The sequence below is a fragment of the Aquamicrobium terrae genome (assembly GCF_040545735.1).
Classification (GTDB): domain Bacteria; phylum Pseudomonadota; class Alphaproteobacteria; order Rhizobiales; family Rhizobiaceae; genus Mesorhizobium; species Mesorhizobium terrae_A.
The window spans coordinates 207,357-219,021 of sequence record NZ_JBEPML010000001.1 but is presented as its reverse complement, the minus strand read 5'-3'; the positions used below and the strand labels follow the sequence as shown (position 1 = coordinate 219,021).

14 protein-coding genes and 1 tRNA gene are annotated in these 11,665 nt (G+C 68.0%); 11 read left to right on the top strand and 4 right to left on the bottom strand.

What is annotated here, in order from left to right:
* Genes ABID37_RS01020 through ABID37_RS01010 form a run of 3 tightly spaced genes read left to right on the top strand, consistent with a single transcriptional unit; the run spans window position 1 to window position 2,155 of the window.
* Window positions 1-633: a precorrin-8X methylmutase gene (locus ABID37_RS01020; RefSeq protein ID WP_354192092.1), complete on the top strand. Its 633-nt coding sequence runs from the start codon at window positions 1-3 to the stop codon at window positions 631-633.
* Window positions 630-1,397: a precorrin-2 C(20)-methyltransferase gene (locus tag ABID37_RS01015; protein WP_354192091.1), complete on the top strand. Its 768-nt coding sequence runs from the start codon at window positions 630-632 to the stop codon at window positions 1,395-1,397. The genes ABID37_RS01020 and ABID37_RS01015 overlap by 4 nt, the downstream gene beginning before the upstream one ends.
* Complete coding sequence (locus tag ABID37_RS01010; protein ID WP_354192090.1) at window positions 1,394-2,155, top strand: precorrin-3B C(17)-methyltransferase; 762 nt, start codon at window positions 1,394-1,396, stop codon at window positions 2,153-2,155. Before ABID37_RS01015 ends, ABID37_RS01010 begins: the two co-directional genes overlap by 4 nt.
* On the opposite strand, the gene ABID37_RS01005 is transcribed toward ABID37_RS01010, so the two are convergent.
* A complete protein-coding gene (locus ABID37_RS01005) occupies window positions 2,122-2,883 on the bottom strand; it encodes a cobalt-precorrin-6A reductase (protein ID WP_354192089.1) in 762 nt (253 codons plus the stop codon). The two genes, ABID37_RS01010 and ABID37_RS01005, sit on opposite strands and share 34 nt — an antisense overlap.
* Between ABID37_RS01005 and cbiE the strand changes: the two genes are divergently transcribed.
* Genes cbiE through cobT form a run of 7 tightly spaced genes read left to right on the top strand, consistent with a single transcriptional unit; the run spans window position 2,882 to window position 9,158 of the window.
* Window positions 2,882-4,108 (top strand): precorrin-6y C5,15-methyltransferase (decarboxylating) subunit CbiE, encoded by a 1,227-nt coding sequence (cbiE, locus tag ABID37_RS01000; protein ID WP_354192088.1) that lies wholly within the window; start codon window positions 2,882-2,884, stop codon window positions 4,106-4,108. The genes ABID37_RS01005 and cbiE overlap by 2 nt on opposite strands.
* Window positions 4,105-4,491 (top strand): cobalamin biosynthesis protein, encoded by a 387-nt coding sequence (locus tag ABID37_RS00995; protein ID WP_354192087.1) that lies wholly within the window; start codon window positions 4,105-4,107, stop codon window positions 4,489-4,491. The genes cbiE and ABID37_RS00995 overlap by 4 nt, the downstream gene beginning before the upstream one ends.
* Entirely contained in the window at window positions 4,488-5,252 is a 765-nt protein-coding gene (gene cobM / locus ABID37_RS00990; protein ID WP_354192086.1) for a precorrin-4 C(11)-methyltransferase, read from the top strand. Before ABID37_RS00995 ends, cobM begins: the two co-directional genes overlap by 4 nt.
* Window positions 5,249-6,055, top strand: coding sequence for a uroporphyrinogen-III C-methyltransferase (cobA, locus tag ABID37_RS00985; RefSeq protein WP_354192085.1), 807 nt, complete (start codon window positions 5,249-5,251; stop codon window positions 6,053-6,055). Before cobM ends, cobA begins: the two co-directional genes overlap by 4 nt.
* Window positions 6,052-7,371 carry a cobyrinic acid a,c-diamide synthase CobB gene (locus tag ABID37_RS00980; protein ID WP_354192084.1) on the top strand — a complete coding sequence of 440 codons (1,320 nt, stop codon included), beginning with the start codon at window positions 6,052-6,054 and terminating at the stop codon, window positions 7,369-7,371. Before cobA ends, ABID37_RS00980 begins: the two co-directional genes overlap by 4 nt.
* Window positions 7,368-8,123 (top strand): adenosylcobinamide-GDP ribazoletransferase, encoded by a 756-nt coding sequence (gene cobS / locus ABID37_RS00975; protein WP_354192083.1) that lies wholly within the window; start codon window positions 7,368-7,370, stop codon window positions 8,121-8,123. Before ABID37_RS00980 ends, cobS begins: the two co-directional genes overlap by 4 nt.
* Before the next feature lie 24 nt (window positions 8,124-8,147).
* Window positions 8,148-9,158, top strand: a complete 1,011-nt coding sequence (cobT, locus tag ABID37_RS00970) for a nicotinate-nucleotide--dimethylbenzimidazole phosphoribosyltransferase (RefSeq protein ID WP_354192082.1) — start codon at window positions 8,148-8,150, stop codon at window positions 9,156-9,158.
* A gap of 34 nt (window positions 9,159-9,192) precedes the next feature.
* Here the strand turns inward: cobT and ABID37_RS00965 are convergent, their stop codons facing one another.
* Window positions 9,193-9,738: a DUF2478 domain-containing protein gene (locus ABID37_RS00965; protein ID WP_354192081.1), complete on the bottom strand. Its 546-nt coding sequence runs from the start codon at window positions 9,736-9,738 to the stop codon at window positions 9,193-9,195.
* 310 nt (window positions 9,739-10,048) lie between these two features.
* Here ABID37_RS00965 and ABID37_RS00960 point away from each other — a divergent pair, with 310 nt between their 5' ends.
* The gene (locus ABID37_RS00960; protein ID WP_354192080.1) at window positions 10,049-10,366 is read left to right on the top strand and encodes a hypothetical protein; all 318 of its coding nucleotides are present in this window, start codon (window positions 10,049-10,051) and stop codon (window positions 10,364-10,366) included.
* A gap of 62 nt (window positions 10,367-10,428) precedes the next feature.
* On the opposite strand, the gene ABID37_RS00955 is transcribed toward ABID37_RS00960, so the two are convergent.
* Both ABID37_RS00955 and ABID37_RS00950 read right to left on the bottom strand, forming a co-directional pair.
* Window positions 10,429-10,504 (bottom strand) — tRNA-Lys (locus ABID37_RS00955).
* 222 nt (window positions 10,505-10,726) lie between these two features.
* Complete coding sequence (locus ABID37_RS00950) at window positions 10,727-11,626, bottom strand: PhzF family phenazine biosynthesis protein (protein ID WP_354192079.1); 900 nt, start codon at window positions 11,624-11,626, stop codon at window positions 10,727-10,729.
* Between the last annotated feature and the right edge of the window lie 39 nt (window positions 11,627-11,665).

The window sequence follows — 11,665 nt, the reverse complement described above, 5'->3', positions numbered from 1 at the left end:
ATGACCGCCTACGATTACATACGCGACGGCAACGCCATCTATGAGCGCTCCTTCGCCATCATTCGCGCCGAGGCGGACCTGTCGCGCTTCTCACCAAAGGAAGCCGAGATCGCCATCCGCATGATCCATGCCTGCGGCGATGTCGAAGCGGCAAGGCATTTCGCCTTCGGTCCCGGCTTCGTGGAGGCGGCGCGCGCGGCACTTCAGGCCGGAGCGCCCATCTTCTGCGATGCCGAAATGGTGGCGCGCGGCGTCACCCGCACCCGCCTGCTCGCCGACAACGAGGTGGTCTGCACGCTGCGCGATCCACGCACGGCCGAAATGGCCCAAGCCATCGGCAACACCCGCTCCGCCGCTGCGCTCGACCTGTGGGGCGAGCGTATGGCGGGCGCGGTCGTGGCCATCGGCAATGCGCCCACCGCCCTCTTCTACCTGCTGGAAAAACTGCGCGACGGCGCGCCGAAACCGGCCGCCGTCATCGGCATGCCGGTCGGCTTCGTCGGCGCGGCCGAATCCAAGGAGGCGCTGGCGGAAAATTCCTGGGGCGTGCCTTATGCAATCGTGCGCGGCAGGCTGGGCGGCAGCGCCATGACCGCCGCCGCTCTCAACGCACTGGCGAGGCCCGGCCTGTGAGCGCGCAAGCAACCACCGGCCGGCTGATCGGCGTCGGCACAGGCCCCGGCGACCCCGAACTGCTGACGCTGAAGGCCGTGCGCGCGCTGGGTGAAGCCGATGTCGTGGCGCATTTCGCCAAGCGCAATTCCAACGGCAACGCGCGCGCCATCGTGCAGGGCCATATCAGGCCGGGCGCCGTGGAACTGCCCCTGCACTATCCGGTCACCACCGAGATCGACAAGGATCATGCCGACTACAAGGCGCAGATCCTCGCCTTCTACGAGGAGTCGGCGGCAAAAGTGGCCGAGCACCTTGCAGCCGGCCGCACCGTCGCCGTGCTGTCGGAGGGCGATCCGCTGTTCTACGGCTCCTACATGCACCTGCATGTGCGCCTCGCCCATCGCTTCCCCACCGAGGTCATCCCCGGCGTCACCGCCATGTCGGGCTGCTGGTCGGCCACCGGCCAGCCCATCGTGCAGGGCGACGACGTGCTGACCGTCCTGCCCGGCACCATGGGCGAGGCCGAGCTTGTGCGCCGCCTTGCCGACACCGACGCCGCCGTCATTATGAAGGTGGGCCGCAACCTGCCCAAGATCAGGCGCGCGCTGACCGCCTCGAACCGGCTGGAAAAGGCCGTCTATGTCGAGCGCGGCACCATGGCCAATGGCGCGTCGATGCGCCTTGCCGAAAAGCCCGACGACAGTGCCCCCTATTTCAGCATCATCCTCGTCGCCGGCTGGGAAAGCCGGCCCGGCGAGCGCGCTTCGGGAGTGGTGGTATGAGCGGCCGCCTCGCTATCATCGGGCTCGGCCCCGGCAATGAAGCGCAGGTGACGCCGGAAGCCAGCCGCGCCGTCGAGCAAGCCGCCTTCTTCTACGGCTACAAGCCCTATGTCGACCGGCTCGACCTGCGGCCCGACCAGACCCGCATCGCCTCCGACAATCGCGAGGAGCTGGCGCGGGCGAAGGAAGCGCTGGAAAAGGCCGTCGAGGGGCACAGCGTCGCCGTCGTGTCCGGCGGCGACCCGGGTGTCTTCGCCATGGCGGCGGCCGTGTGCGAAGCGATCGAATCCGGTCCGGAAGAATGGAAGGCGCTCGACATCGAGATCGTGCCGGGCATCACCGCCATGCTGGCGGTGGCGGCGCGCATCGGCGCGCCGCTCGGTCACGATTTCTGCGCCATCTCGTTGTCGGACAACCTGAAGCCTTGGGACCTGATCGAGCTGCGCCTGCTGGCGGCAGCCGGCGCGGGCTTCGTCGTCGCGCTCTACAACCCGATCAGCAAGTCGCGCCCCTGGCAACTCGGCCGCGCTTTCGAGACACTGTCTGCCATCCTGCCCGGCACGGTGCCGGTAGTGTTCGGTCGCGCCGCCGGCCGTCCGGACGAGCGCATGCAGGTCTGTCTGCTGGCCGATGCGAAGCCGGAAATGGCCGACATGGCCACCTGCATCATCGTCGGCTCGACCGAGACGCGCATCATAAAACGTGGTGAAAAGCCCGCTCTGGTCTACACGCCGCGCGCCGCGACGAGGCCGAAATGAGCCACCGCCATCTCGACCAGTTCGGCAACGGTGGAAGCGGAAGGCACCTGCGGCAGCACCGGCCGGCGGATCATGATCACCTCGATACCGAGCGCCCGCGCCGCCGCGATCTTGCCATAGCTGGCCGCCCCGCCGCTGTCCTTCGAGACGACGGCATCGATGCGGTTTTCCCCCAGCAATGCGAGCTCGGCCTCCTCCGCGAACGGCCCGCGCGCCAGAATGTAGCGCACATCGGGAGCCGCCAGCGGCGGTTCGACCGGATCGACGCTGCGGACGAGATAGAAATGCTGCGGGGCAGCCGCGAAGGCGCCTGCCTCCTGCCGGCCGATGCTCAGGAACACGCGGCGCGGCGCGTGTCCGAGCGCTCCCACCGCATCCGTCACATCTTCCGCAAACGTCCAGCGATCACCTTCCCGCCGCTCCCAGCCCGGACGACGCAGCGCCAGTATCGCGACACCCGCCTGTTGCGCGGCCTTGGCCGCATTGGCGGAAATGCGCGCGGCATAAGGGTGCGTGGCGTCGATCAGCAGATCGACCCGCTGTTCCGCCAGATGTCGCGCCAGCCCCTCCGCGCCGCCGAAGCCGCCGACGCGCACTGGCACCGGCTGGCGAACCGGGTTTTCGGTGCGACCGGCCAGCGAAAGCGCCACATCGAGTTCGGGCAGGGCCGCGAGCTTTTCCGCTGCCTGCCGCGCTTCCGTCGTTCCGCCCAGAATGAGGATGCGCATGTCGGCTGAGGCTCCTTCCCGCCCGTGGCTCACCATCGTCGGCATTGGTGAGGACGGCATATCCGGTCTCGGCGAAGAGGCCAAGCAGGCGATCAAAGCCGCCGAATTCGTGTTCGGCGGCGCCCGGCATCTGGAACTCGCCGCTCCTCTCATCAAGGGCGAAGCGCGCCAATGGCCAAAACCGTTCGATACGGCCATGACCGAGGTGGCTGCGCTTGCCGGCCGCAAGGTCTGCGTGCTGGCTTCAGGCGACCCGTTCTTCCACGGCGTCGGCGTCACGTTGGCGCGGAAAATACCGGCGGAAGAGATGCGCGCCATCCCCGCGCCTTCCGCCACCTCGCTCGCCGCCGCCCGCATGGGCTGGGCCTTGCAGGAAGTGGAAACCGTCTCGCTGCACGGCCGCCCCATCAACCTGATCCGCCCGCTGCTGCATCCGCGCGCGCGCCTCCTCGCGCTGACCTCGGACGGCGAAGCCCCGGCGGCAATCGCAGCGCTGCTTGCCGAACTCGGCTTCGGCCCCTCGCGCATCACCGTGCTGGAGGCGCTGGGTGGCCCGAACGAACGCATCCGCAGCGCCCGCGCCGACGCCTTCAAACTCGAAAAAATCAACCCGCTCAATGTGCTGGCGCTGGAAATTGAATCGGAATCCCAAGCGCGCATCCTGCCGCTGACGCCCGGCATCGCCGACGATCTGTTCGAGCATGACGGCCAGATCACCAAGCGCGAGGTGCGGGCACTGACGCTCTCGGCGCTCGCCCCGAGGCGCGGCGAATTGTTGTGGGACATCGGCGCGGGCTCCGGCTCCGTCGCTATAGAATGGATGCTGGCGCACCCCTCGTTGCGCGCCATCGCCATCGAGGCCGAGCCGGCCCGCGCCGCACGCATCGGCCGCAACGCCGCCGCCTGCGGCGTGCCAGACCTGACCGTCATCCACGGCGCTGCCCCCGAGGCATTGGCCGGTTTCCACACGCCGGATGCCATCTTCATCGGCGGCGGGGGCAGCGATCCCGGCGTTCTCGACGCGGCTATTCAGGCGCTGCGACCCGGCGGGCGCCTCGTCGCCAATGCCGTCACGCTCGAACTGGAAGCGCTGCTGATCGCCCGCCATGCCGGCTTGGGCGGCACGCTCACCCGCATTTCCGTCGCGCGCGCGGCCCCGGTCGGCACCATGGCCGGATGGAAGCCGGCCATGCCGATCACGCAGTGGAGCTGGGAAAAGTCATGATCGTCGCCGGCATAGGATGCCGCAAGGGCGTCTCGCTTCAGGAGGTTCTGGCGGCGGTGGAATCCGCACTCGAGCCCTACGACCTGTCGCCCGATTCGCTGTCGGGCCTCGCCACGGCCAAGCTTAAAGCCGGTGAACAGGCGATCATCGAAGCCGGAAACAAGCTGCGCCTTCCCGTCTTCCTTGTCGACGGGCCCGCCCTGCAACTGGTTTCGCTGCGCGGCCTGACCCGCTCGGCCGCATCGCTGTCCGCGGCCGGCACGCCGTCCGTCTCTGAAACGGCGGCCCTTGCGGCCGCAGGCCAGAAATCGCGGCTGCTCGGCCCCCGCTCCGTGCATGGATCGGTGACCTGCGCCATCGCCGTCAACGGAGAAGAGCCGTGACCGTCCATTTCATCGGCGCCGGGCCCGGTGCGGCCGACCTCATCACCCTGCGCGGCGCGAACCTGCTCGCCTCCTGCCCGGTGTGCCTTTATGCCGGTTCCATCGTTTCGCCCGAACTGCTTCGGCATTGCGGACCGGGAACGAAGCTGATCGACACCGCTCCGATGTCGCTCGACGAGATCGAGGCCGAGTATCGCGCCGCCCACGCGGCCGGGCAGGACGTGGCGCGGCTGCATTCGGGCGACCTTTCGGTGTGGAGCGCGGTGGCAGAGCAGATTCGCCGGCTGGAACGCGCCGGCATTCCTTACACACTCACTCCCGGCGTGCCTTCCTTCGCGGCCGCCGCCGCCGCGCTCGGGCGTGAACTCACCATTCCGGAAGTCGCGCAGAGCCTCGTGCTGACCCGCATTTCCGGCCGCGCCTCGAAGATGCCGCCCAGCGAAACGCTCGCCGCCTTCGGCCGCACGGGGTCCACCCTCGCCATCCACCTCGCCATCCACGCCATCGAACAGGTGGTCGCGGAACTGACCCCGCTTTATGGCACGGATTGCCCGGTGGCCGTCGTGTTCCGCGCCTCCTGGCCGGAACAGCGCGTGGTCAGGGCCACGCTGGCGACCATCGAGCAGGAACTTGGCAAGGATCCCATCGAGCGTTCGGCCATCATCTTCGTCGGCCGCTCGCTGGCCGCCGAGGATTTCTCCGAAAGCGCGCTCTACGATGCCACTTATCAGCGCCGCTTCCGCGGCCGGGAGGGCGCATGAGCGTCGACACGCCAAAGGCGGCGCTTGCCGAAGCGCTTGCCCGTCTCGATTTCGAGCCGCGCGTACTGGAACCCGGCCATGTCTGGCTGGCGGGAGCCGGCCCCGGAGACCCGCGCCTGCTGACCCTCGACGTGCTGGGCGCGCTGGCGCAGGCCGACGCCCTCGTCCATGACGCGCTGGTGTCGCCCGAGATCGTCGCCGTCGCCGCGCAGGCGGAGAAATTCTATGTCGGCAAGCGCGGCGGCCGGCTCTCCATCCCGCAGGAGGAGATCAATGCGCTGCTGGTGAAGCTCGGCCGGGAAGGCCGCAAGGTGGTACGGCTGAAGGGCGGCCACCCCTATGTGTTCGGGCGCGGCGGCGAGGAAGCCCGCGCGCTGTCCGAAGCCGGCATTCCCTATCGGGTGCTGCCGGGCGTCACCTCCGCTTTCGGCGGTCTCACTTCGGCCGGCATTCCCGCCACCATGCGCGGCGTCAACGGCGCCGTGATCCTTGCCACCGGTTTCGCAGCCGTTTCGGATGACCGGCCGGACTGGGCGGCCCTTGCCCGCACCGGCCAGCCCATCGTCATCTATATGGGCCTTACCCACATGGTGGCGACCGTGGCCGACCTGCTGTCCGGCGGGCTTTCGCCCGACACGCCGGCCGCGCTCATCGAAAACGCCACTCTGGCGCAAGAGCGCACAGTGGTGGCCACCCTCGGCACGCTGGTTGAAGCAGCGGAACGCGCGCAGATCGTCTCGCCGGCTCTCATCGTGGTCGGCGGCATCGTGGCGCTGCGCGACAAACTGGCGGGCAAGCCATGACAGCGCGTGCGATCATCATCGGCGCGCCGCGCTCGGGCGCGGGCAAGACCAGCGTCACCATCGGCCTGCTGCGGGCGCTGGCCCGGCGCGGCCTGCGCGTACGTGGCGCAAAATCCGGCCCCGATTATATCGATCCCGGCTTCCATGAGGCCGCCACTGGCCTTGCCGGCGTCAATCTCGACAGTTGGGCCATGGCCCCCTCGCTGCTCAATGGGCTGGCACGGCGCGCCGCTGAAGATGCCGACATCGTCGTTCTGGAAAGCGCCATGGGCCTGTTCGACGGCATTCCGGGCACGCCCGGCCGTTCCGGCGCTGCTTCCGATCTCGCCGCGCTATACGGCATCCCCACGCTGCTGGTGCTCGACGTGTCCGGCCAGTCCACCACGGTCGCGGCGGTTGCCAAGGGGTTCGCCACCTACCGGCCGGAGGTGCGCATTGCCGGCGTGGTGCTGAACCGGCTGGGCAGCGAACGGCATCGCCGCCTGTGCGCCGAGGCGGTGGAAGCGCTCGGCCTGCCGGTGGTCGGCGCCATCGAGCGCGACCCGACGCTTACCATGCCGGAACGCCATCTGGGGCTGGTGCAGGCGGGCGAGCATGACGACCTGATGGCCTTCATCGACCGCATGGCCGACATGGCCGAACGCTCCATCGACCTTGACGCGGTTATCGAACTGGCCGCCCCGCTAAGCCCGCAAGATGGAGATTTCGCCTGCGCCCTGCCCCCGCCGGGACAGCGCATCGCGCTGGCGCAGGACCGCGCCTTCACCTTCCTCTACCCGCACGTCGCCCGCCATTGGCGCGATGAAGGCGCCGAGATCGTGCCCTTCTCGCCGCTGGCCGACGAGTCGCCAGGACCCGATTGCGACGTGTGCTGGCTGCCCGGCGGCTATCCCGAACTGCACGCCGGAACGCTGGCCTCGGCCGAAAATTTCCGCGCCGGAATGGCAGTGTTCGCGGCGGAAAAACCCGTGCATGGCGAGTGCGGCGGCTACATGGTGCTGGGCGAGGCTCTGGAAGATGCGGATGGCGTCACCCACAGGATGCTCGGCCTGCTCGGCCACACCACCAGCTTCGCCAAACGCAAGATGAACCTCGGCTACCGGCAGGCGCACCTTCTGGCCGACTGTCCGCTGGGCCGCGCCGACGACCCCATCCGGGGCCACGAATTCCACTATGCGCGGGTCACCGACCCCGGCAACGACAGCCCCATTGCCGACCTTGCCGATGGCCAGGGCAACCCGCTTGGCCCGTCCGGCGGTCGGCGCGGCCATGTCAGCGGCACCTTCTTCCATGCCATAGCGCGGGCGGGCGCATGAGGGACCGGCTCAACCCGCTCGATATCGCGCTTTGCCTCGCCTTCTTCACGCGGCTGCCGCTGCCGCACCTCGATTTCCGCGACCGCACGCTGGCGGATGCGATCTGGGCCGCCCCCATTGCCGGACTGGCAGTCGCTATCTTTGCTTCCGCCGCCTATGCGCTTGGCGGGTGGCTCGGCCTGCCCTCGGGCCCGGCCGCCGCCCTCGCGCTGGCCGTCGCCATGCTGATGACCGGATGCCTGCATGAGGACGGTCTGTCCGACGTGGCGGATGGTTTCGGCGGCGGCTCGACGCGCGAGCGCAAGCTGGAGATCATGCGCGATAGCCGCATCGGCTCCTACGGCACGGCCGCGCTGGTCGTCTCCCTGCTGCTGCGCTGGAGCGCACTGGCTGCTCTCGCCGGCCCAGCGCAGGTGTTCGCCGCCCTCATCGCCGCCCATTGCGCCTCGCGCGCCCTGCCCGCCGCGCTGATGCATGTCCTGCCGCCGGCCCGCGCGGATGGGCTTTCGGCCAGCGCCGGCACGGTTTCGCAGGAGAGTGCCTTGCTCGGCGCTGGTATCGGAGCCGTGTCGCTTCTGGTCCTCGGGCTCGGCGCCGCGCTCGCTGCGCTTATCCTGCTTGTCCTGCTGATTGTCGGCTTCGCCGCACTGTGCCGCCGCCAGATCGGCGGCCAGACCGGCGACACCGCCGGCGCCCTCCAGCAACTGGGCGAGATCGCCATCCTGCTGGCCGCTTCAACCGCCTTCATCTGACTCATTTCCGGAGCTTCCCTTTCCATGCCCTTCAAATCGCTTGAAGAACTGCGCAGCGCTTGCCTCGATCTGCCGGCCGGAAACGAGGCGGCGCAGGCGGCCGTCGCGCGCCGTCAGGACACACTGACCAAGCCGCAGGGCAGCCTCGGCCGGCTGGAGGAGATTGCCGGCTGGCTGGCGCGCTGGCAGGGCCAAGACATGCCGAAGCTGGAGCGGGTGAAGGTGATCGTCTTCGCTGGCAATCATGGCGTCACCGCACAAGGCGTTTCCGCCTTCCCGGCGGAAGTCACCGTGCAGATGGTGGCGAATTTCGCCCATGGCGGCGCGGCCATCAACCAGCTCGCCCGCGCGGCCGGCGCGGAGCTTGACGTCATCCCGCTCGACCTCGACCGGCCGACCGGCGACTTCACGCAGGAGCCGGCCATGGATGAGACCGATTTCCTTGCCGCCGTCTCGGTCGGCTATGATACGGTCGAGGAAAATCTCGATCTCGTCTGCTTCGGCGAGATGGGCATAGGCAACACCACGCCGGCCGCTGCCATCGCCGCCGCCCTGTTCGGGGGCGAGGTGCAGGGCTGGACCGGGCGCGGTACCGGCGTCGACGATGCCGGGCTGAAGCGCAAGGTCGCGGCCATCGAGGCCGGGCTGAAACGCCATTCGGCCGCGCTCGCCGACCCGCTGCAAGTGGCGGCCAGCCTCGGCGGACGCGAACTCGCCGCCATCTTCGGCGCCACGCTGGCCGCGCGTCATCGCGGCGTGCCGGTGCTGCTCGATGGTTTCGTATGCACCGCCGCTGTCGCGCCGCTGGCCAGGCTCCATCCGCAGGGCCTCGCGCATGCGCTTTCCGCCCATGTCTCGGCCGAGGCCGGCCATCGCTGCCTGCTCGAGGCACTGGAGCTGAAGCCCTTGCTCGACCTCGGCATGCGGCTCGGGGAAGGCTCGGGCGCCTGCCTTGCCGTGAACATCGTGCGCTCGGCGCTGGAGTGCCATGCCCGCATGGCAAGCTTTGCCGAAGCCGGTGTCTCGGGAGGCTGAGCGGCAGAAGCGAATGTGAAAGGGGCGATCTGCCTTACCGCCCGTTGGAGGCGGCACCGCGCAAGGCCACGGCGGCCGCGCTGCTCGCTTGCCACCAATTGTCGATCTCGCCCTGCTGCGGCTTGATGATCGAGGCTTCCGGGGCGAAACGCTGCCAGGCATAGTGATGCTTGGGCGCGACCGAGGTGATCACCGGCTTGCCGAGCGCACCCGCCGCCTCGAAGGCGCAGAACAGGCCGCCGCCCACCGCTTCCACCTTGCCGAACTTGCTCAGCACCACGACATCGCTGCCGGCGATCTGGTCGAGGGCGCTCTCGCCGGCATTGGTCACGCCCATCTCGTCGAGGTGGCAGGATGTGTGGGCCGGCGGCTCGTCGAGATACATGGGGAAACGGTCGCCGGTGACGAGGTTGCGCAGCGTGCCGGCGCTGCAACGGCTTTCGGCGGGACCGTCCGCCTCTTCGATGAGACCGCAAACCTTGAGGCCTGCGGCACGCCAACCCGCCACCGCGTTCAACAGAAGGGCCTGGATCGCCGCGGTTTCGGCACCGACGATTGCTGCGATTGCGTTCTGGGCCATGTTCACCTGCCTGCGAATACCGGTCATCATGGGACCCATGGGGGCCACGATCAAGCCTTTCCATAAGACAGGCTGTCGCAGGGGCCGCACAACCATGGCGGGGGTTGAAACTGTTTTAAGCCCTGCGCCAAAAGCCGCCGTGCCCCACGCCCGGCCGGCAGATGCAGCCGAGCGTCGCCACCGGCTGGTTCAGGGCCGTCTCGCCGCCACAATTCGACTTCAGGCTGTTTGCACGCGGGCTGCCCGACAGGCCGCAAGAGGGAACCTTCGCGCCTTTGTGGGCTTTCATGAGTGTTGAGAGGCCAGATACATGAAATCGCCCTGCCCGATCCTGCCTGCCTTGCTGCTTGCCATTGCCCTTGTCAGCGGGTGTGCGCGAGGTTCCGTGGACCCGGCACAATACCAGGCTGCGTCCTGCCCCGAACTGGACGACGCCATCGGCGCCAATTCCAAGGACATAACCGCAACGGCTGTCCGGCGCGGAAAGGTGGCCAACTGGAAGCCGCCATTCTGGGTGCCGGGCGTGGAAAGAGGCGTGGACGCGATCAAGGGCAGGCAGACGACAAAGATCGAGCGCCTGCAAGGGCAAGGAAACACGCTGATCGCGGAAAGAGCGCGCCGGTGCTGACGAGCGCGACGTGACGGCCGTGGCCAACCGCAGCAGGAACTTCTGGCTCTAAGTGATTGAAATGGTGGGTGATGTAGGGATCGAACCTACGACCCGCTGATTAAGAGTCAGCTGCTCTACCGACTGAGCTAATCACCCACGGGCGTTGGTAAAACCAACGTTGGCGCGCATATAACCGTCGCCATGGAGCCTGTCTACCCCTGTCCTGATATTTCGCTGAGAAAACATTCAAGGAAGATGGGGACGGACAGGCCGCCAGCCTACTTCCATGGCCGGTTCAAATCGGATTTGGCCTATGGAAATGTGCAAAAACAATAGGCTACAAGGGATTTTACTTCCTCGCACCGGCGCAGGGACCCGTCAGACGAAAATATGTCCTTCCGCAACCTTCACCGCATGGCCGCCGATGCGGGCGGCCGCGAGACTGCCGTTTTCGACATCGAGTTCGAGACGGATTCGCGACGGGCGCGCCATCTCCAGCCCCTGCTCGATCCACAGCCGCGACATGCCCTCGCCCGGCTTGTCGAAATGCATGATCGCCCCGGCGAAGGCGGCCGCGGCCGAACCGGTGGCGGGGTCCTCCCAGCAGGGCGTGCCGGGCACGAACATGCGCGCGTGGAAAGCGCTGTCCCTGTATTTCGTCTCGCGCGAATAGGCATAGAGGCTGGCGGGCTGGCCGCTTTCGTCGGTCGGCGCGATATCCAGCCAGGCGGCGTTGTCGAACTCGATCTTCGCCGCCGCCTGCAGGTCCGCCAGCGGCACCAGCACATAGCCGACGCCGGCCGACCAGAACGAAACACGATGATTTTCGAAACCCACCTCATGCGGCCCGAGCCCGAGGGCGGCGCCCACGGCCTCCGATTCGAGCGAGAATTGCAGCCGTTCCGGCAGCTTCGCCAGATCGAACTCGGCAAAGCCGCCGCCTGACGGCACCGCGCAGCGCACCGGCCCGATATTCTCCTCCAGCATCAGGATGCTGGCGCCGTTGCCTGCCTGCTCGGCCAGCGCCACCGCCGCCCCCACCGTCGGGTGGCCGGCGAACGGCATTTCGTAGTCTGGCGTGAATATCCGCAGCCGCGCCCGGTGCTGCGGCTGCTCTGCCGGCAGCACGAACACCGTTTCGGAAAGGTTGAATTCGCGCGCGATCCGTTGCATCGCCTGCGCTTCCAGCCCCTCGCCATCGAGCACGATGGCCAGCGGGTTGCCGCTCAGCGCCGTATCGGCAAACACATCGTAGATGAGGTATTTTCGACCCTGCATTGTCAGTTTCCACCCGCCGCACCGACGGAACATGAGCGA